Genomic DNA, 20,990 nt, shown 5'->3' on the forward strand with positions numbered 1-20,990 from the left:
GAAGAACTGCGAGCGCCAGCTCAACACTAGCCTACAGTTCATCCATTTGGCCTTCCTGGCCCTCCTACTCAGAAGATCGTAAACAGGCTCTTAGAGCCTGTTCAAAGTCTCCGCGTGGCCCGCGCAGGGAGCTGTTTGCACGCAGGCCAAGGAAGAACGAGGGAGTGGACGTCCGTCCACGACCGAGTGATGACGCCGGATGGCGGGCAAACAGACCCGGCCCTGCGGGTTGCCGCGCCGTGGCCGCCAGGCGGCAGCGCGCGGTTTAACTTGCCAGCCAGGCAAGTGCTGCACCACGCACCACCATCTGGCGGCCACGGCGAGGCAACGCGAGCTACGTGGAGACTTTGAACAGGCTCTTAGTCGGCTTCGTCGCCATGCGCACGACATCGACGGGCCATCGTGTGTGAAAAGGGATTGACGAATACCCCGCTAGACTAGGGGACAGATCACACCCTGTGGACGAGACCGGATCGATGCACGATGTAAACCCTGAGCTCACCCGCGAGGTGATGTCCGCCATGCTGGCGGCCAGCCCGGACTGCGTGAAAATACTTTCCGCCGAGGGGGAGATTCTGTATGTGAACGCGCGGGGTGCCGAGCTTATGGGGCTGGACTCTGTCGGCGACATCACCGGGCTCCATTACCTCGACCTGTGGCTGGAACAGGACCGTGAGCGGATCGATCACGCGGTGAGGCAGGCGGCGTCCGGGCGAACGGCGCGTTTTGAGGCCTGCTGCAATAACGCAAAGCACGAATTGATGTGCTGGGAAGTGAGCCTGGCGCCGTTTCAGGCCGAAGGGATGCCGGCGCAGATCGTTGGCATTTCCCGCGATATCTCCGAGCATCGGCAGAGCAAAATCGCACTGAGCGCGAGCGAAAGCGAGCGCCAGCAGGCGGAGCTGCGCCACCAAGCACTCAGCGAGTTGAGCACCAGACTGTTCGATCTGGACGACACGTCCGACTTGGCCTACGCCTCGGCCGAAATTCTCGGTCGCACGCTCAACGTCAGCCGGGCCGGCTACGGCACCATCGATCCGATAGCCGAAACGATTACCATCGAACGTGACTGGAATGCGCCGGGCATCCAAACCATCGCCGGCACGCTGCATTTTCGCGACTACGGCTCGTATATCGAAGATCTCAAGCGCGGCAGCACGGTGGTCTTCGCCGACGCGTACAAGGATCCGCGCACGGCTGAAAACGCAGACAAGCTCAAAGCCATCAGTGCCCAGTCGGCGGTCAATATGCCGATTACCGAGCAGGGTGGCTTTGTGGCCATCATCTATACCAATCATGAAAGCGCGCGGGAATGGACCAGCGCGGAGCTGATCTTCATGCGCGATGTCGCCAATCGCACGCGGGTAGCCATCGAGCGGCGTCGCGCCGAGCAGGAACTGCGCGAAGTCGCGGCATCGCTGGAACAGCAGGTGGCGGCGCGTACTATCGAGCGCGACCGCATTTGGCGCCTGTCGATCGACCTGATCCTGATCGTGCAGATCGACGCCCGCATCGTAGCCACCAACCCAGCGTGGACACGCATTCTTGGATGGCACGAAGACGAACTGATCGGCAGCAACCTGTTCGATCTGCTTCATCCCGACGATGTGGAATCGACCCGTAACGAAGTCGGCCGCATGTCGGAAGGGCATGTGGCCATTCAGTTCGAGAACCGCTACCGTCGGCGTGACGGGAGCTACTGCTGGATATCGTGGAACGCGTTTCCGAACGATGGTCTGATCCACGCGGTCGGCCGCGACGTAGGCAGTGAGAAAGAGCATGCCCACGCGCTGGCGCTGGCGCAGGAGCAGCTGCGCCAGGCACAGAAAATGGAAGCTATCGGCAAGCTGACCGGCGGCATCGCACACGACTTCAACAATCTGCTGCAGGTCATCAGCGGTAACCTGCAGCTGCTCAGCAATGACGTGGCCGGCAACGAACGCGCCGAGCGCCGCGTGGTCAACGCCATGGCCGGCGTCTCGCGCGGATCGAAGCTGGCCTCGCAGCTGCTGGCCTTCGGCCGTCGCCAGCCGCTGGCACCCAAAGTGGTGAACCTGGGGCGGTTGATTCGCGATCTGGATGATCTGTTGCGTCGCGCGCTCGGCGAGGCGATCGAAATCGAAACCATTGCCGCCGGCGGCTTATGGAACACCTTGATCGATCCGGCCAACGTGGAAAATGCCTTGCTCAATCTGGCGATCAACGCGCGCGACGCGATGAACGGCCGCGGTCGTTTGACCATCGAGGCAGGCAACGCCTCGCTCGACGATCATTACGTGCAGACTAATCCCGATGCGATGCCGGGTCAGTACGTGATGCTGGCGGTGAGCGACACCGGCTGCGGCATACCCGACGACATCATCAGCCAGGTGTTCGAGCCGTTCTTCACGACCAAGCCGGAAGGCCACGGTACCGGGCTTGGGCTGTCGATGGTCTACGGCTTCGTGAAGCAGTCTGGCGGCCACATCAAGGTGTATAGCGAGCTGGGGCAGGGAACCACGATCAAGCTGTATCTGCCGCGCTCGGTGCAAACCGAGGACGTGATCATCGACCACGATTCGGGTGTCGTGACGGGCGGTACGGAAACCATTCTTGTCGCCGAGGATGACGACGCGGTGCGCGACACCGTCGTCGCGCTGCTGTCCGACCTCGGCTATCGGGTGCTCAAGGCACGCGATGCGCAGGGTGCACTGACCGTCATCGAAAGCGGCATTCCGATCGACCTGCTATTTACCGATGTGGTGATGCCCGGCTCGCTGAAAAGCCCGGAAGTGGCGCGCAAGGCGCGCGAGCGGCTGCCGCATCTGGCGGTGCTGTTTACCTCGGGCTACACGGAAAATTCGATCGTGCACGGTGGGCGCCTCGACGAAGGCGTGGACCTGCTGACCAAACCGTATACGCGTGAGGCGCTGGCGAAAAAGCTGCGTCAGGTGCTGGCCGCCCAGGCGCTGCGCAACGAAAAGGCGACCATGGCGATCGAGTCACCGTTGGCCGTATCCAGCCCTGAGGACGTTTCCGGGTCGACCGGCAAGCGGCGCATTCTGGTGTGCGAGGACGACTGGATGATTCGCGTAAGTATCGTGGATATTCTCGAGGCGAAAGGGTATGCGGTCATCGAATCGGGCGATGCGGCGCAGGCGATCAATGCGTTCGACGAGCACCCGATCGATCTGCTGCTGACCGACGTCGGCCTGCCCGATATGTCCGGTGTCGACTTGGTCAAGGCCCTGCGCGAAAAGCAGCCGCATCTGCCGGTTATTTTCGCGACGGGTAACGACATGGTGAGCGGTATCGATCTGGACGCTCGGACGCGCATTCTGCAGAAGCCGTACGGTTCCGATGCGTTGCATCAGCTGATCGTGCATTCCTTCGAGGAACAGCGGTCGTGAGTTGCGGCTGTTGATGTCTTCGGTCATCGGCAGCCGTCACATCTCGAAAGAAAGGCCGCCCCGTAACGGGCGGCCTTTCTAGTTTCATGCTTCACATGCTCAGGCAAGCGTGCGCAGCTTGGCCTCGCGTTCCCATTGGCGGGTTTTCGCTGCCTTGATAAAGCCCTTGGTGTCGTCGGTATCGACCACGCCCGCATCCTTACCGACGCCACCGGCTGCCAGCACGGCCTGCGCGCCTTCGTCGGCAGCGATGGCCTTGAGATGACCGAACGCTTCACGGGAAAAATCCACGGCGGCCGCCACGCCGGCCAGCTGTTTACCCGCTGCCGGGGACAGCACCAATGCCAGCGCGTCGAATATCAGCGACGGTGTGCCGTCGAGCTGGCCATCGGCTGCGGTGCTTTTTCCGTCGCTGAGCTTGATGCCGCCCACGCGGGTGGCAACGAGTTTCGTCGCGCCTCCCGCAGCTTCGACGGCTTTCTTCACCGATTTGATCGTGGCCGCATCGGAGCCGTCGTGAATGAGGATGCCGACGGTACGGCCTTTGAGCGTGTCCTTCATCTTGCCGATGATCTGCAGCGCCGGCGACACCTTGGTATCCTGCGTTTCCACCGCGGCTGCCGGTAGGGCAGGGAGATCGTCCAGTCCCAGTCCGTCGGCAACGCGGCGGGCAAGGTCTTCGCCGATATGCCGCAGATGGCCGACCACAGCCTCGCGCACATGCTGGGTCTCCACCTTGGACAGTTCGAACACTAGTGCCGAAGCGATATGCGCCTGCTCGTACCTGGTCTGGCTGCGGAAAAACTGGCGCGCCTGGCTGTAGTGGTCGGCGAAGCTTTCCGGGCGAACGCGGCCCTTGGCGCCGTCGGCGTCGGCGACCGCGGCGCTACGAAAACCGGCCAGCGTTTCGCGCGGCGAGGTGGGATCGAGCGAGCTCGGCTCGTAGCTCACGCGGCCCTTCGGTACCTGCATCTGCATATGCCCGTCGCGCTGCTGATTGGCGAACGGGCACTTGGGCGCATTGATCGGCAGTTGATGGAAGTTCGGCGAACCCAGGCGCGATAGTTGGGTATCGAGATACGAGTGCAGGCGACCCTGAAGCAACGGATCGTTGGAGAAGTCGATGCCGGGCACCACGTGCGACGGGCAGAACGCCACCTGCTCGGTTTCGGCGAAGAAATTATCCGGGTAACGATCGAGCACCATGCGGCCGATCACCGTGAGCGGCACCAGCTCCTCCGGAATCAGCTTGGTCGGGTCGAGATGGTCGAATGGGAAGGCATCGGCCTCTTTTTCGGTGAACAGCTGCACCGCCAGTTCCCATTCGGGATACTCGCCGGCCTGGATCGACTCGAACAAATCGCGACGGTGGAAATCCGGATCCGCGCCGGCCAGTTTGACCGCTTCATCCCACACCGTGGACTGCAGGCCGAGCTTGGGCCGCCAGTGAAATTTCACAAAAGTCGATTTGCCTTCGGCGTCGAGCAGACGAAAGCTGTGGATGCCGAAGCCTTCCATCATCCGCAACGAGCGCGGGATCGTGCGGTCGGACATCGCCCACATGATCATATGCATCGATTCGGGCGTGAGCGAAATGAAATCCCAGAACGTGTCGTGTGCCGACGCGGCCTGTGGAAAGCCGCGGTCCGGCTCCATTTTCACGGCGTGGATCAGGTCCGGAAACTTGATCGCGTCCTGGATAAAGAACACCGGGATATTGTTGCCGACCAGATCCCAGTTGCCCTCCTTGGTATAGAACTTCACCGCAAAGCCGCGCACGTCGCGCGGCGTGTCGATCGAGCCCGCACCACCGGCCACAGTGGAGAAGCGCGTGAATAGCGGCGTCTTCTCGCCGACCTCCGTGAGAATTTTTGCCGTGGTGTATTTCTTCAGCGACTTGGTCAGCTCAAAGTAGCCGTGCGCGGCCGAGCCGCGCGCATGCACGATGCGCTCGGGAATGCGCTCATGATCGAAATGGGTAATTTTTTCGCGCAGAATGAAGTCTTCCAACAGCGTCGGACCGCGTGGCGAAGCCTTCAACGAATTCTGATTGTCCGACAGCGGCAGACCTTGATTGGTCGTCAGCAGCGGGTGTTGGCCGCCGGCGAGCTGGTGCAGCTCGTCGCCGTTGCCGCGTCGATCTTTTGACTTGACTGCCGGCTGCCTGCTGGGGACAGATTTTTTAGATGAAGCACTGGAATTTTTTTTGGCGTTGGCCATGGGTTCTCCGAAGCGATCGATGGTGGAGGTCTGAGGACGTCTATCAACGGTGCGCTCCGGCAAGTGAATTGCCCGTGCTTCAAATGTTTGTGAAGAGATCGATGAATGGCGCAATGGTCGATCGCCGCTAAACGATGGCAAAAAAAGCCCCGCGACGCGGGGCTTTTTATCGAGCAATAGTCAGTCGATCAGATCAGGCGTCGGCTTCTTCCTTGTACGCGTCGATCGGAATGCAGGCGCACATGATGTTCTTGTCGCCGTACACGTTGTCCACGCGGGCCACCGGGGACCAGTACTTCTGCAACTTCAGGCTGGGCAGCGGGAAAGCCGCCAGCTCGCGCGGATAAGCATGCTTCCATTCGCTGGCGCTGACCTTGGTCGCCGTGTGCGGTGCGTTTTTCAGCGGGTTGTCTTCGCGATCGAGCTTGCCTTCCTCGACCGCGCGGATTTCCTCGCGGATCTGGATCATCGCGTCGATGAAGCGGTCGAGCTCGTGCTGCGATTCGCTTTCGGTCGGCTCGACCATCAGCGTGCCGGAGACCGGGAAGCTCAGCGTCGGCGCATGGAAGCCGAAATCGATCAGGCGCTTGGCGACGTCCTCGGCACCGATGCCGGTGGCGTCCTTCAACGGGCGCAGGTCGAGAATGCACTCGTGCGCGACCAGGCCGTTGCGTCCGGTATACAGCGTCTTGTAATGCGGCGCCAGCCGCTTGGCCACATAGTTGGCGTTGAGCAGGGCGACCTGGGTCGCCTTGCGCAGGCCTTCGCTGCCCATCAGGGTGATGTACATCCACGAGATCGGCAGGATCGAGGCCGAGCCGTTGCTGGCCGCGCTGACCATGCCGACCGCGCCTTCTTCGCCGAACTTCTTCGGCAGAAACGGGGCGAGATGGGACTTGACCGCGCACGGGCCGACACCCGGTCCGCCGCCGCCGTGCGGAATGCAGAAGGTCTTGTGCAGATTCAGATGCGACACGTCCGAGCCCCACTTGCCGGGCTTTGCCACTCCGACCAGCGCATTCATGTTCGCGCCATCGGTGTAAACCTGGCCGCCGTGCTGATGGATGACGTCGCAGATCGCCACGATGTCTTCCTCGAACACGCCGTGCGTGGACGGGTAGGTGATCATCAGTGCCGCGAGGCGATCGGAATACTTCTCTGCCTTGGCGCGGATGTCGTCGACGTCGACGTTGCCATTGGCGTCGCACTGGGTCACCACGACCGTCATGCCGCACATCTGCGCGGACGCCGGGTTGGTGCCGTGGGCGGATTCGGGAATCAGGCAGATATCGCGATGGCCTTCGTTGCGCGAGCGGTGATACGCGCGGATCGCCAAGAGGCCGGCGTATTCGCCCTGCGCACCGGAGTTGGGCTGCAGGCTCACCGCGTCGTAGCCCGTGCATTCGACCAGCATCGCCTCGAGCGTATCGATCAGCTGGGTGTAGCCCTGCGTCTGCGCCGAAGGCGCCAGCGGGTGGATATTGCCGAACTCCGGCCAGGTCACCGGGATCATCTCGGCGGTGGCGTTGAGCTTCATGGTGCAGCTACCCAGCGGGATCATCGTGCGATCCATCGCCAGATCCTTGTCGGCCAGCGCGCGCATGTAGCGCAGCAGTTCGTGCTCACTGTGATGCGTGTTGAACACCGGATGCGTGAGGAAGGCGCTGGTGCGGCGCAGGCCGGCGGGCAGGGCGTCGTCGGTGCTGGCATCCAGCGCGTCGATGTCGTCGATGGCCACACCGGCGCCGAACAGCTTGGTCAGTGCGATTACGTCCTCGCGCGTGGTGGTTTCATCCAGGCTGATGCCGAGACTCCGGCCGTCGATGCGACGAAGGTTGAGCCGCGCCGATTCGGCCTTGGCGTGGATGGCCTCGGCGTCGATGTCGACCACGTGCAGTGTGTCGAAGAAATCCGGCCCGACGGTGATGCCGGCCTTGCCCAGCGCATTGGCCAGGATCGCGCTGAGGCGGTGCACGCGACGGGCGATGCGGGTCAGGCCTTCGGGACCGTGATACACCGCGTACATGCTGGCCATGACGGCGAGCAGCACCTGCGCGGTGCAGATATTCGACGTGGCCTTCTCGCGGCGGATGTGCTGCTCGCGAGTCTGCAGGGTGAGCCGATACGCCGGCTTGCCTTCCGCATCGATGGATACGCCGATCAGGCGGCCCGGCATCGAGCGCTTGTACGCATCGCGGCAGGCCATGAAGGCCGCATGTGGGCCGCCGTTGCCGAACGGTACGCCGAAGCGCTGCGAGTTGCCGACGACGATGTCGGCGCCCCATTCGCCTGGCGCCGCGATCAGGGTCAGCGCCAGCAGGTCGGTCGCCACCGCGACGAGCGCGCCGCGCGCATGCGCGGCATCAGCCAGCGCCTTGTAGTCATGGATCTGGCCGAAGGTGTTGGGGTACTGCAGCAGCACGCCGAAGCTGTCGACGCTGGCGGCTTCGGCGTCATCGCCGATATGCAGCTGCAGGCCCATCGCTTCGGCGCGGGTGTGCAGCACTTCCAGCGTCTGCGGATGCACGCCGCGCGACACGAAGAAGACATTGGACTTGGACTTGCACGAGCGCTTGGCCAGCGTCATCGCCTCGGCGGCGGCGGTGGCTTCGTCCAGCAGGGACGCGTTGGCGATCTCCATGCCGGTGAGGTCGGCGCATAACGTCTGGAAGTTGATCAGCGCTTCCATGCGGCCCTGCGATATCTCCGCCTGATACGGCGTGTAGGCCGTGTACCAGGCCGGATTCTCGAGGATATTGCGCAGGATCACGTTCGGCGTGTGCGTACCGTAGTAGCCCTGGCCTATAAAACTGCGGAACACCTGGTTCTTGTCGGCGATGGCGCGGATCTTGGCCAGCGCTTCGACCTCGGTGATCGCCTGCGGCAACGCCAGCGGCGCCGACGATTTGATCGAGGCCGGCACGATCGCGTCGGTCATCGTTTCCAGCGACTCATGGCCGATCACGTGCAGCATCTGCGCGATCTCGGCATCGTTCGGGCCGATATGGCGCTCGACGAAGGCGTGGTGATGCTCGAGTTCGCGCAGGGAAGGGGAATGTTTGTGGCTCATGACTGGAGGCATCCAAAGGCAACGTGCCGTGCCGCACGTCGGGCGCCCCTCTGTCCTTTTGCCTGAGAGTTTGGAAACGCGCCAGTCGAGATCAACGTCGATGTCAACAATGTGGCGTTTCGTGCACCTTCGGCGCCGGATCGAACCGGTCTCTCCAGAGTGTTTGCGCGTGGTGGTACAGGAGCCTGAGCGATTACGGGCGTTGCGTCTTCGGCAGCGGAATGGCCGGTCTGGCGCCATCCGCTTCTCCCACCATGCGTTTACCGCCCGAATTATACAGGGAGAGCGACGCGATATTCGTTAGCGCAGCGGATGCTGCGACAGTGTGGCCGGCCGGTTCAAAGCCCCAGATCGCTCAGTTCGGGCGCGTCATCGGGCCGGCGACCCAGCGGCCAATGAAACTTGCGGTCGGTTTCCTTGATCGGGTGTTCGTTGATGCTGGCCAGACGCCGCCGCATCAGGCCGTCCTCATCGAATTCCCAGTTCTCGTTGCCGTAGGCGCGAAACCACTGGCCGCTGTCGTCGTGATACTCGTAAGCAAACCGCACGGCGATGCGATTGCCGGCGAAGGTCCATAGTTCCTTGGTCAGCCGGTAGTCGAGTTCCTTCGCCCACTTGCGCGTGAGGAAGGCTTCGATCTCTGCGCGGCCGTGGATGAATTCCGCACGGTTGCGCCATTGGCTGTCCGACGTATAAGCCAGCGCGACCTTGGCCGGGTCGCGGCCGTTCCATGCATCTTCGGCCATGCGCACTTTCTGGATCGCGGTGGCTTCGTTGAACGGCGGCAGCGGCGGACGCGACATGTTGAACTCCGTAGGTGGCGAGTTCGTATCGTATCGCCGATCGACGCCGTCGCGGATTCCCCAAAAGACGAAGGCCGCCTTTGTGGGGCGGCCTTCGTTTACAATTGGTGCCCGGGAGAGGACTCGAACCTCCACGGAGTTGCCCCCGCTAGCACCTGAAGCTAGTGCGTCTACCAATTCCGCCACCCGGGCAGGGTCTCACTGGGCTGTACAAGCTGCGTGAGCCGCGTAATGTAGGCACCTGCCGGTGGCTTGTCAACACTTTTCACCCTATTCATCGCGTCGTGTCATCCTTCGCGCCGCGAACAACTCAAGGTAACTTAGTGACTAGAAAAACATCCTCCCCGTCTGGCAAGGGCCAGTCCGGAAACGGACAAGAGTCCGGCCCGACCCAAGGTCGCGCAAAACCTGCCGGCCGAGCGCCGCGAAATGGCGGTGCTTCGGCACCTCGCAACAAAGCTTCTGGCGGCGCCGTGCGTGATCCGCATGCGGCTCGCGAAGCGCAGAAGTACGACCGTCCCATTCCCAGCCGCGAGGCGATTCTTGCGCTGCTCGAAGAGCGCGGCGAGCTGCTGACCGAGGTGCGCATCGCCGAAGCGCTGGCGATCGACGACGAGACCGATCTCGAGGCGCTGCGCAAGCGGCTTGGCGCGATGGTCCGCGACGGCCAGCTGCTGCTTGGACGTCGCGGCGGCTACGCGCCGACGCAAAAGCTCGACCTGATCGCCGGCCTGGTGATCGCCAACGCCGAGGGCTACGGTTTTCTGCGTCCTGACGCGGGCGGTGATGATCTCTATCTCTCGCCGCAACAGATGCGCGCCGTGATGCACGGCGATCGCGTGCTCGCCAGCGTGGTCGGCATCGATCGCCGCGGGCGTCGCCAGGGCGCGATTGCCGAAGTGCTGCAGCGGCGCTCATCGCGACTGGTCGGCCGCGTCATCGTTGAAAACGGTGTCACTTCGGTAACGCCGGACGACCGACGCATTCTGCAGGAAGTGGTCATCAAACCCGGCGAAGAACAGGGCGCAACCTCGGGGCAAATCGTGGTGGTCGAAATTACCGATCCGCCCACCTCGCAGCGCGGTCCCAAAGGCGTGATCAAGGCGGTGCTGGGCGAACGCCTGCAGCCGTCGCTGGTGGTGGAGATGGCGATCGCCAGCCACGACCTGCCGCACGAATGGCCGGCCGAAGTGCTGCGCGAAGCCGCGCAGGTCGAACCTCAGGTCAGCGCGGCCGAGCGCGAAGGCCGCATCGATATCCGCTCGCTGCCGCTGGTCACGATCGACGGCGCCGATGCACGCGACTTCGATGATGCGGTATATGCCGAACCGCGACGCGGTGGCGGCTTCCGACTCACCGTGGCGATTGCCGACGTGTCGCACTACGTGCGCCTCGGCAGCGCCTTGGACAGAGAGGCCTACGAACGCAGCACGTCCACTTACTTCCCCGGTTTCGTCGTGCCGATGCTGCCGGAAACCCTGTCCAACGGCATCTGCTCACTGATGCCCAAAGTCGAGCGGATGTGCATGGTCTGCGATATGCAGGTCGATGCCGAAGGCAATGTGGTCAAGTCGAAGTTCTACGACGCGGTAATGCTGTCCCACGCGCGGCTGACCTACGACAAGGTGTGGCAGGCGGTGGGGCTGCGCGAGGAAGAAGCGCTGCAGGAAGTGGCCGACGTGCTGCCGCAGCTGGAGAACCTGCACGCGCTGTACAAGGCGATGGCGGCCCAGCGCAAGCGGCGCGGTGCGATCGATTTCGAGACGCCGGAAGTGAAGTTCCGCCTCGACCAGACCGGCAGCGTCGAATCGATGGGCGCGACCGAGCGCAACGACGCGCACAAGCTGATCGAGGAGTGCATGATCGCGGCCAACGTGCAGGCGGCGCTGTATCTGGAGAAAAAGAAAATCCCCGCGCTGTTTCGCGCGCACGAGCCGCCGCCGGCGGAAAAGTACGAGGACCTGCAGCAGTTCCTGCGCGAGTTCAAGCTGAGCATGCCGTCGGTCGATCGAGTCACGCCGGCCGATTTCTCCGAAGTGCTGCGTATGGTCAGAGATCGTCCCGAGCGCGAGCTGATCCAGTCGGTGCTGCTGCGCTCGCAGAGCATGGCAGCGTATCAGCCGGACAACCGCGGCCACTTCGGTCTGGCGTTGACGGCCTACGCGCACTTCACCTCGCCGATCCGCCGCTATCCCGACCTGCTGGTCCATCGCGCGATCCGTTTTGCGCTGACCGGCCGCAAGCCGAGCGATTACAGCTATACGCCGGCGGAAATGGCCGCGATGGCGATCCACTGTTCTCAGCGCGAACGCCGTGCCGAGGAAGCCGAGCGCGACGTCGACGAGCGCTTCAAGTGCGCATGGATGGAAAAGCATATCGGCAGCGAGTTCGATGGCGTGGTCACCGGCGTCACCTCGTTCGGCCTGTTCGTGGAGCTGAACGAATCCAAGGTCTCCGGCCTGGTACATATCAGCCAGCTCGCCAACGATTACTACCACTTCGATGCGATCCGCAAACTGCTGAAGGGCGAGCGCACCGGCACGCAGTTTCGTCTCGGCGATCATGTGCGCGTGCAGGTGCTGCGTGCCAGCCTGGAAGATCGCAAGATCGATTTCCGACTGGTGCCCACGCGTGCTGCGGCAGCTCCGCCGCAGGCGGCCGGCAAGGCTTACAACTACGCCGCTGCGGGCGAGCGTTATTCGCTGCCGAAAAAGCCGGTGGCCGAAGCGAAGGCGCCGGGTATGTTCGGTCGTGCCGCTAAGGCCATCGGTCGTGCCTTCGGTCGTAAGGATGTCGCCGTGGTGGAGGCGCCCGCACACGTTGACCACGACGAAAATCCGCCGTCGCGGCGTTCCTATGCGTCGAACAAGCCGGCCGAGTCCGGCCAGCGTCCGCGGCGCGGTTCGGCATCGACGGATGCATCGCCCAGCCGCTCCGGCAGCGGCTCCCGCGGTAAAGGGCAGGGGCAGAATCGCTCGGGGCGTGCCGCACAGGCTCCCGTGGCGACACCATCCAACGCGGCGCCATCCGGCGGCAACCGCAACAAGCGCGGGCCGCGTAAACCGAAACCGAAAGGTAAACCATGAGTGAGAGCTGGATCGTCGGGATCAACCCGGTCGAAGGTGCATTGAGTAACGACGCGGAGCGCGTGCGCGAGCTGGTGGTGGAGCAGGGCCAGCGCAATGCGCGCGTGCTCGAGCTGGCCGAGCGGGCGAAGGCGCTGAAGATCACGGTCAACCATCGTCCGCGCGAGCAGTTGGACAAGCTCGCCGGCGAGGCGCGCCATCAGGGCGTGGCTGCGCTGTACGAGCCACCGCCGATGGCGCATGAAAACGATCTGGCGGCGCTGATGGAGCGCGACGGCAGCGGCACCCTGGTGCTGGTGCTCGACGGCGTCACCGATCCGCACAACCTCGGCGCCTGCCTGCGCAGTGCGGCCGCCGCCAAGGTTACCGCGGTGATCGTGCCGAAGGATCGCGCGGTCGGCCTGACGCCGGTCGTGCGCCGTGCGTCGGCCGGTGGCGCCGATCGCGTGCCGCTGATTGCGGTGACCAATCTGGCTCGCACGCTGCGCGAGTTGAAGGATGCTGGCGTGTGGATTACCGGCTTGGACGGCGAGACGGAAACGTCGATCTACACGGTCGATTTCAAGGGGCCGGTGGCCATCGTGCTCGGCAGCGAAGGCGAGGGCATGCGACGGCTGACGCGTGAGCTGTGCGATTTCGTGGCGAAAATTCCGATGCCGGGCACGATGGAGAGCCTTAACGTCTCCGTCGCTACCGGTGTGGTTTTATTCGAAGCCTTGCGTCAACGGAGTGCAGTGAAATGACTTTTTTTTGGCACGACTGGGTGGGTTATATCGGCGTGTTCTTTGTGCTGCTGGCCTATCTACTTTTGCAGGCACACAAGATCCGTGGCAACGGGCTGACTTACCAACTCTTGAATGTGCTGGGCGCGATCGGCGTGATCCTATCGCTGGTTTTCGGGCTGGGGCCGATCAACTGGCCGGCGTTCCTGATGGAACTGGCCTGGGTCATCATCGGCGTGTTCGGTATCGTGCACGGAACGCGGCTTCGCCAGCGCGCCCGTGAAAAAGGCCAGAACATGCCGATATGGTGAGCGACGTCGTGCGATGGTTCTTACCTAGGTACAGCTAGGGCGAACGACGGTTAGTCGGAAAAAAGAAGCGCGTGATGCGCTTCTTTTTTTGCGTCAATGGTCCAGCTCGGCTTATTCGCCGAGCTTGCCGAGCTCAGGATTCGACGTGAAATCGCGCTTGGTGCGCTGCTTGTTCAGCGGCTCGCCGGTGACCTGGAACCACACGTTTTCGGCGATATTGGTGGCGTGGTCGCCGATCCGCTCGATGTTTTTCGCCATGAACAGCAGATGCGTGCACGGGGTGATATTGCGCGGGTCTTCCATCATGTAGGTCAGCAGCTGGCGGAAATAGCCGGTGTAGGCGTCGTCGAGTTCCGCGTCGTCCTTCCAGACCTGGTAGGCCTTCTCGGCGTCCTGGTCGCGATAGGCCAGCAGCACGTCGCGCACTTCGGTGGCGGCCAGCTCGGCGAGGTAGTTCAGTCCGGCCGTCGGCGCCACCGGCGCCACCATCGATAGCGGGATCGAACGCTTGGCCACATTGGCCGCGTAGTCGCCGATGCGCTCGATGTCGGCCGCAATGCGCAGCGCGGCGAACACGTTGCGCAGGTCGCCGGCCATCGGCGCGCGCAGCGCGAGCAGGCGCACTACATCGTGGCTGATTTCCTGTTCGAGTTGGTCGATGGCCTCGTCGTTGCCGACGACGCGCTGGGCGGCGCGTTCGTCGCGGCGGTCGATCACGTCGATGGCCGCTTCGAGCTGGCTCACCGACAACTCGCCCATGCGCACGATTTCGCCGGTCAGCCGGGTCAGTTCGCCGTCATAGCTCTTGATGATGTGTTCTTTGCCGGTGCTGCTCATAGGTGTTCTCTCATGCATCAAGTAGGGAGTGCGCGCAGCTCGCCCGTTCGCGCAGACCTCTCCATCAAGGGAGAGGCATCGGTTATACGCTCAGCCGAACCGACCGGTGATGTAATCCTCGGTCTGTTTCTTGCCGGGCTTGGTGAAGATTTTTTCGGTGCGGTCGAACTCGATCAGCTCACCCATGTACATGAAGGCGGTGAGATCGGAGCAGCGCGCCGCCTGCTGCATATTGTGCGTGACGATGACGATGGTAAATTCGTTTTTCAGCTCTTCGACCAGCTGCTCGATTCGACTGGTGGCGATCGGATCGAGCGCCGAGGTCGGTTCGTCGAGCAGCAGCACCTCGGGCCGCAGCGCGATGGCGCGGGCGATGCACAAACGCTGCTGCTGACCGCCGGAAAGGCCGAGCGCATTCTGCTTCAGCTTGTCCTTCACCTCGTCCCACAGCGCCGCGCTGCGCAGTGCCTGTTCGACCCGACCGTCCATATCCGGCTTGGACAGCTTTTCGTGATGACGAATGCCGTAGGCCACGTTCTCGAAGATGGTCATCGGAAACGGCACGGGTTTCTGAAACACCATGCCGACCTTGCTGCGCAGGCGATTCATCGAATAACCGGGGTCGAGAATATTCTCGCCGTCCAGCACGATTTCGCCCTTCGCCTCCAGCTTCGGATAGATGGCGTAGATTCGATTGAAGATACGCAGCAGGGTCGACTTGCCGCAGCCGGAGGGCCCGATGATGGCGGTGACCTTTTTCTCCGGTACTTCCATGTTGATGCCTTTCAGCGCATGGAAACCGTTGTAGTAGAAATGCAGGTCGCGCACCGTCATTTTGGTGCTGGCCAGGGGAGCGGCCATGGTCTGCGCCAGGTGGTTGGCGACGGCAGGATCAGTCATGGGAAACCTTGTTGCGCGAGAAAATCAGGCGGGAGCCGAGGCTGAGCAGCAGCACGAACATGGTGACCACGAAGGCGCCGGCCCAGGCCATCGCGTGCATCGTGTCGCCCGGATCGTTGGCGTACTGATAAATGATCTGCGGCAGGCTGGACATCTTGTCGATCGGGTTCAGCGTCATATAGTTGTTGCCGAACGCGGTGAACAGCAGCGGTGCGGTTTCACCGGAAATGCGCGCCAGTGCCAGCAGCACGCCGGTGATGATGCCCGAGCGCGCCGCGCGGACCAGAATTTGCATGGTCAGCTTCCACTGCGGCACGCCGAGCGACAGCGCCGCTTCGCGCAGCGTCGAGGGGACCAGCCGCAGCATTTCGTCGGTGGTGCGCACGATCACGGGCAGGGCGATCAGAGCCAGCGCCACGCCGCCGGCGAAACCGGAGAAGGTGGTCGAACCGTGGGTCAGCACCGTGCTGGGCAGCACGATGATGGTGTAGACGAACAGGCCCATCACGATCGATGGCGCGGACAGCAGAATGTCGTTGAGGAAGCGGATCGTCTCGCCCAGCTTGGTGCGATTGGCATATTCGGCCAGCCAGGTGCCAGCCATCACACCGATGGGTGTGGCGATGGCGATGCCGAGAAAGTTGATGATCAGGCTGCCGACCATGGCATTGGCCAGTCCGCCGTCTTCGCCGTTGGCCGTGATGCTGGTGAACAGCTTGAAGTTCAACGCGCTGATGCCCTGGCGCAGCGTTTCCCACAGAATCCAGGCGAGAAACACCAGGCCGACCAGGGTGGCCAGCGTGCTCAGCGCGATGGCGATCCAGTTGGTGACGCGGCGGCGTAGATAGATCGCACTCATCAGTTGCCTTCCTTGCGCTTGAGCTGGCGGAGCATCAGCCGGGCGATCAGCAGCACGATAAAGGTGACCACGAACAGCAGAAACGCCAGCGCCATCAGCGAGGACTTCTGCAGGCCGCTGGCTTCGCTGAACTGGTTGGCGATGGTCGAGGCGATCGATGTGCCAGGGTCGAGCAGCGACGCCGAAAAGGTCATCGAGTTGCCGATGATGAAGGCCACTGCCATCGTTTCGCCCAGCGCGCGTCCGAGGCCCAGAAAGATGCCGCCGATCACGGCCGATCGCGTATACGGCAGCACGATGTCCCACGACACTTCCCACGTGCTCGAACCGAGCGCGTACGCGGACTCCTTCAGCCGCGTCGGCACGGTCTGGAACACCTCGCGCATCACCGAGGAGATAAACGGGACGATCATGATCGCCAGCACGATTCCGGCCACCAGGATGCTGGCGCCAAAGGGATAGTCGCTGCCGAACAGTTTGCCGATGAACGGCACGTGCTGGGCCACCCACGACAGCTTGCCGTCATCGGGCTTGTTGCCCAGGTTGTTGGTCAGCCACGGCTTGATGTGCGCGGAAAAGAACGGTGCGAAGACGAACAGCCCCCACATACCGTAAATGATCGAGGGTATGCCCGCCAGCAATTCGATCGCCGAAGATACCGGCGTGCGCAGCCAGGCAGGCGCCACTTCGGAAAGGTAGAGCGCGATGCCGAAGCTCACCGGTACGGCGATCAGCAGCGCAATGAGCGAGGTGACGATGGTGCCGTAAACCGGAACCAGTGCGCCGTAGACATCGTTGCCTGGATCCCATGCCGTGCTGACCAGAAAGTGCCAGCCGAACTTGGCGAAGGCTTCGCGGCCGCCCCACAGGGTGGCGCCGGCAGCGCCGAGCAGCGAGGCGAGCACCAGCAGGGCGCAGCCCTTGAGCAGCCATCGGAAAAAGAGTTCCTGCCGCGCGTCGCGTCGCGTGCGTTGCTCCACGACCATGGGAGGCGCGATGGTGCCGGGTTGCGCTGACATGTGCGATGCGATCCTCAAACTGACAGGTAGCAGGGTGCGGCGGTGGTGTTACCGATGCGGCCACCGCTTTCAGCGAAAAGCCGCCCTTTCGAAAAAGGGCGGCATGGTGTCTAGCCTATCCACAGCGTGCGGCGGAAGCATGACTGCTACCGCCGTCAGGTCGCTTCAATGCTTGTAATCGGACGCCCAGTAAGCCTCGATCTGCGCCACCAGCGGTGCCGGCAGCGGCACGTAGTCGAGCGCGCTGGCGTCGGCCTGACCCTGCTCCAGCGACCACTTGAAGAAGTCGAAGGCGACCTTGCTGTTGGCGGCGTTCTTCGGCGTCTTGTACATGATCACCCAGGTGGTGGCGGTGATCGGCCAGGCCTGCGCACCGGGTGCATTGGTCATGACCAGGTTGAAATCCTTGGCGCTCTTCCAGTCGGCGGTGGCAGCAGCGGCGGCGAAGGCAGACGCGTTCGGCTTGATGAAGTTGCCGCTGGCGTTCTTCAGGTCGACCCAGGCCAGCTTGTTCTTCACCGCATACGCGTATTCCACGTAACCGATCGAGCCCGGAATCTGGCGCACGTACTGCGATACGCCTTCGTTGCCCTTGCCGCCCACGCCGGTCGGCCATTCGACGGCCGTGCCGAACTTCACTTTGGTCGCCCAATCCGTGTTGACCTTGGACAGATAGTTGGTGAAGTTGAACGAGGTGCCCGAACCGTCCGAACGATGCACGACAGTGATCTTGCCGGCCGGCAGCTTGAGGCCGGCATTCAGCGCGGCGATCTTCGGGTCGTTCCAGTTGGTGATCTTGCCCAGGAAAATGTCGGCCAGGGTGGTGCCGTCGAGCTTGACCTGGTCTTCGGCAATGCCTTCGATGTGCACGACCGGTACGATGCCGCCGACCACGACCGGGAACTGGCCCAGGCCGAGCTGCTGCAGGTCTTCGGCCTTCATCGGCGCATCGGACGCGCCGAAGTCGATGGTGCCTTCCTTGATCTGCGCGATGCCGGCGCCGGAGCCGACCGACTGATAATTGAGATGGTTGCCGGTTTTTTCGGCGAACGCGGCGGACCACTTGGACATGACCGGATACACGAAGCTGGAGCCCGCGCCGGTGATATCGGTGGCCTGGGCGGCGACGGCAAACGTCGAGGACACGGCGATGGCCGCGACGGCGGCGAATCGGAACGAGGATTTGCGAGTGATCAACACGGTAGCTCCTAGGAGGGGCGGAGGATTGGACCCCGCCATTTCAGGCCTTTCGTGTTGCAATGAGATGAGATGAATGTTTCAAGGAGATGACAACGCAAGAAATTGTTGTCATGAATTGCGATCGGGCGCCTCCCATGCCCCTGTGAGTCGGTGAATACGGCTCAGGACAAGACGCCCAGACCGACGTGCTCCTGTTCGAGAAGCTCAAGCTGGCGCCAGCGGTTGACCACGGTGCAGAAAAGGTCGGCCGTTCGCTCGGCATCGTAGACGGCGGAATGTGCCTCGCGACCGTCGAACGTATGGCCGGCAGCCAGCACGGCCTTGCTCAACACGGTCTGGCCGAATGCCAGGCCGCCGAAGCTGACGGTATCGAAGCAGCTGAAGGGATGAAATGGATTGCGCTTGTTGCCACAGCGACGCACGGCCATATTCAAAAAGCCCAGATCGAACGCCGCGTTGTGACCCACCAGGATCGCGCGTTGGCACTCCGCATCGCGCACAGCCTGGCGCACCGCTTGAAATATATGGTCCAAAGCCAGCCGTTCGGCCAAGGCGCCGCGCAGCGGGTTGTAGGGATCGATACCGGTAATTTCCAGCGATCGTGGGTCGATATTGGCGCCGGGGAAGGGCTCGACATGGGTCGAGATGGTCTGGTGCGGGCGCAGGAAACCGTCGGCATCCATGCTGATGGTGACCGCGGCGATTTCCAGCAGGGCATCGTGCTCGGCATCGAATCCCCCGGTTTCGACATCGACGACCACCGGTAGAAAACCGCGGAAGCGTTCCGCCATGCGTGCGGGGGAGGTAAGCGGACTATAAGACATGATCGAAGCATAGCATTGGCGTTTTCCATGCCCGGTCGTTCGGCGACTGCGAAAGCGTTTTCGTTTTCATTAAGACGCTCAAAAAGCGCTTGGCCCTGCGGTACATGTCATAGAGCGGACATCTCGCTCGATCACTATGTGGCGAAGCAGCGGCGGTTTTTTGAGGTGCAGAACCGTTTCTCCATGGTTGCCATTTCCCGCAGACAACCAGCGTCAGTGGCGACCACTGTCATCTAAGTGTCATCATTCGTATACGTAAGCGTAACGCGTGCGCGGCATGCTGCGCTTCGAGATGGGGCGTTAAATCAATTTAACAGGCACTGGAACGTGTCGGCTCCGTCGCACGACTCTTTCTAACTTGATGCGGAGCTCCACAATCATGCGCAACAAAATTGTCGCTGCAGCCATCGCTGCCGTGCTTGGCACACTCAGCATCAGCGCGCACGCCGATGATGCCGACATCAACACTTTCAGTGACCTGTTCAAGCAGGGTCACGTCGACGGCGAGCTGCGCCTGTATGACTTCAACCGCACTTACGACTATAGCGTCGCGGCGAAGCCCAGCGCCCGTGCGTTCGGTGGCTCGATTCTGCTCAATGCACAGACCGCTTCGTTGAATGGTTTCAGTGCCGGTGCGTCGCTTGTCAGCGCCAATTCATTGGGTTCGCTGGCCGACAATCCGAAGCGGGTCGATACCACCCTGATGGGCGCCAGCGATTCGCTGACCGCGCTAAGCCAGGCCTACCTGCAGTACAAGAACGACTGGGTCCTGGCGCGTGCCGGTTACCAGTATTTGAATACGCCTTGGATGGGCAATAGCGACGGCCGCCTGATTCCCAGCTCTTATGAAGCGCTGAGTGCAGTGTTCACGCCGGTGAAGGGCTGGAACATCATCGGTATCCGTGAGCTCAGCTACCGCAGCCGCACGTCGGATGACTATTTCAACGACAACAACTATTACGCCAGCGCGTATCAGGGCGACACGCTCTACGGTGGTAACCAGGGCTTGCCGCTGACCGCAAAGCAGACCAGCGGTACGTGGGCGCTGGGCAGCACCTATGTGAACGGTGGCCTGAAGGCACAGGGCTGGTACTACGACTTCCTCGACTTTGCTCGCATGGGCTACGCCGACGGCAGCTACGTGTTCGACACCGGTACCGGCTTCAATCCGGTCGTCGGCCTGCAGGGCTTGACCGAAAGCGGTGGTGGCTCGGATAACGTGCTGGTGCAGAACAAGCTCAAGATCAACGGCATTGCCGGTACCAACGTGAAGGCCCGCGTCTGGGGTGCCGACCTCGGCGTGGTGATCCCGAACGGCCGTATCGACTTCATGTACAACAAGGCGGAGCAGGAGAGCGGTTCGACCATCGGCGATGGCGCGATCATTTCGCCCTATACCGCCAGCTACGCGACAGACCCCCTGTACACCACGTCGATGATTCGCGGTCTGGTGGAAACCGGTCCGGGCCATGCGGAGAAGGTCAAGTTCTCCTACGACCTGTTCGACAAGAAGCTGCAGCTGGTCGCTGCCTACGCCAAGTACAGCACCGTTCTCGACGGCAATTTCCACGATACCTACTTCGACATCATCTACAACTTCGACGGCTTCATGAAGGGTTTCCAGATTCGCGATCGCTGGGAGCGTTCGTCGGGTGGCATCAACAATCTGAACCCGGGCAACGAGGCGTTTACGTATAACCGCGTGATGCTGAGCTACAAGTTCTGATCGCATTTTTCGGAGAGCGGGCGA

Annotated in this window: 14 protein-coding genes, 1 tRNA gene and 1 riboswitch; of the genes, 5 read left to right on the forward strand and 10 right to left on the reverse strand. The window is 62.3% G+C overall.

The window, feature by feature from the left end:
• The first annotated feature begins 476 nt into the window (after positions 1-476).
• Positions 477-3,389, forward strand: coding sequence for a response regulator (locus tag HDE76_RS20025; protein WP_184510137.1), 2,913 nt, complete (start codon positions 477-479; stop codon positions 3,387-3,389).
• A gap of 99 nt (positions 3,390-3,488) precedes the next feature.
• Here the strand turns inward: HDE76_RS20025 and HDE76_RS20030 are convergent, their stop codons facing one another.
• The 4 genes from HDE76_RS20030 to HDE76_RS20045 form a co-directional block, all read right to left on the reverse strand.
• Complete coding sequence (locus tag HDE76_RS20030) at positions 3,489-5,609, reverse strand: catalase (RefSeq protein ID WP_184510139.1); 2,121 nt, start codon at positions 5,607-5,609, stop codon at positions 3,489-3,491.
• 193 nt (positions 5,610-5,802) lie between these two features.
• Entirely contained in the window at positions 5,803-8,679 is a 2,877-nt protein-coding gene (gene gcvP, locus HDE76_RS20035; protein WP_179482727.1) for an aminomethyl-transferring glycine dehydrogenase, read from the reverse strand.
• A gap of 40 nt (positions 8,680-8,719) precedes the next feature.
• Positions 8,720-8,847: riboswitch (glycine riboswitch) on the reverse strand.
• 170 nt (positions 8,848-9,017) lie between these two features.
• Entirely contained in the window at positions 9,018-9,482 is a 465-nt protein-coding gene (locus HDE76_RS20040) for a nuclear transport factor 2 family protein (protein WP_179482725.1), read from the reverse strand.
• 105 nt (positions 9,483-9,587) lie between these two features.
• A tRNA-Leu gene (locus HDE76_RS20045) sits at positions 9,588-9,674 on the reverse strand.
• 281 nt (positions 9,675-9,955) lie between these two features.
• Here HDE76_RS20045 and rnr point away from each other — a divergent pair.
• The 3 genes from rnr to HDE76_RS20060 are packed head-to-tail and all read left to right on the forward strand — an operon-like array spanning position 9,956 to position 13,601.
• On the forward strand, positions 9,956-12,568 hold the full coding sequence (gene rnr / locus HDE76_RS20050; protein WP_184510142.1) for a ribonuclease R: 2,613 nt from the start codon (positions 9,956-9,958) through the stop codon (positions 12,566-12,568).
• Positions 12,565-13,311 carry a 23S rRNA (guanosine(2251)-2'-O)-methyltransferase RlmB gene (rlmB, locus tag HDE76_RS20055; protein ID WP_179482721.1) on the forward strand — a complete coding sequence of 249 codons (747 nt, stop codon included), beginning with the start codon at positions 12,565-12,567 and terminating at the stop codon, positions 13,309-13,311. Before rnr ends, rlmB begins: the two co-directional genes overlap by 4 nt.
• Positions 13,308-13,601 carry a hypothetical protein gene (locus tag HDE76_RS20060; RefSeq protein WP_179482718.1) on the forward strand — a complete coding sequence of 98 codons (294 nt, stop codon included), beginning with the start codon at positions 13,308-13,310 and terminating at the stop codon, positions 13,599-13,601. The genes rlmB and HDE76_RS20060 overlap by 4 nt, the downstream gene beginning before the upstream one ends.
• A gap of 111 nt (positions 13,602-13,712) precedes the next feature.
• Here HDE76_RS20060 and phoU read toward each other — a convergent pair whose 3' ends face one another.
• The 6 genes from phoU to rnt form a co-directional block, all read right to left on the reverse strand.
• The gene (phoU, locus tag HDE76_RS20065; protein ID WP_179482716.1) at positions 13,713-14,438 is read right to left on the reverse strand and encodes a phosphate signaling complex protein PhoU; all 726 of its coding nucleotides are present in this window, start codon (positions 14,436-14,438) and stop codon (positions 13,713-13,715) included.
• A gap of 90 nt (positions 14,439-14,528) precedes the next feature.
• The gene (gene pstB / locus HDE76_RS20070) at positions 14,529-15,299 is read right to left on the reverse strand and encodes a phosphate ABC transporter ATP-binding protein PstB (RefSeq protein ID WP_255457926.1); all 771 of its coding nucleotides are present in this window, start codon (positions 15,297-15,299) and stop codon (positions 14,529-14,531) included.
• Positions 15,300-15,330: 31 nt separating this feature from the next.
• On the reverse strand, positions 15,331-16,197 hold the full coding sequence (gene pstA, locus HDE76_RS20075; RefSeq protein ID WP_184510143.1) for a phosphate ABC transporter permease PstA: 867 nt from the start codon (positions 16,195-16,197) through the stop codon (positions 15,331-15,333).
• Positions 16,197-17,216, reverse strand: coding sequence for a phosphate ABC transporter permease subunit PstC (pstC, locus tag HDE76_RS20080; RefSeq protein WP_179482710.1), 1,020 nt, complete (start codon positions 17,214-17,216; stop codon positions 16,197-16,199). Before pstC ends, pstA begins: the two co-directional genes overlap by 1 nt.
• 165 nt (positions 17,217-17,381) lie before the next feature.
• Positions 17,382-18,413 carry a phosphate ABC transporter substrate-binding protein PstS gene (gene pstS, locus HDE76_RS20085; protein ID WP_255457925.1) on the reverse strand — a complete coding sequence of 344 codons (1,032 nt, stop codon included), beginning with the start codon at positions 18,411-18,413 and terminating at the stop codon, positions 17,382-17,384.
• 164 nt (positions 18,414-18,577) lie between these two features.
• Positions 18,578-19,240 (reverse strand): ribonuclease T, encoded by a 663-nt coding sequence (gene rnt, locus HDE76_RS20090; protein ID WP_179482706.1) that lies wholly within the window; start codon positions 19,238-19,240, stop codon positions 18,578-18,580.
• Positions 19,241-19,619: 379 nt separating this feature from the next.
• Between rnt and HDE76_RS20095 the strand changes: the two genes are divergently transcribed.
• A complete protein-coding gene (locus HDE76_RS20095) occupies positions 19,620-20,966 on the forward strand; it encodes a hypothetical protein (RefSeq protein ID WP_179482704.1) in 1,347 nt (448 codons plus the stop codon).
• Positions 20,967-20,990: the final 24 nt, after the last annotated feature.

It is taken from the genome of Rhodanobacter sp. ANJX3 (assembly GCF_014200755.1).
GTDB lineage: Bacteria > Pseudomonadota > Gammaproteobacteria > Xanthomonadales > Rhodanobacteraceae > Rhodanobacter.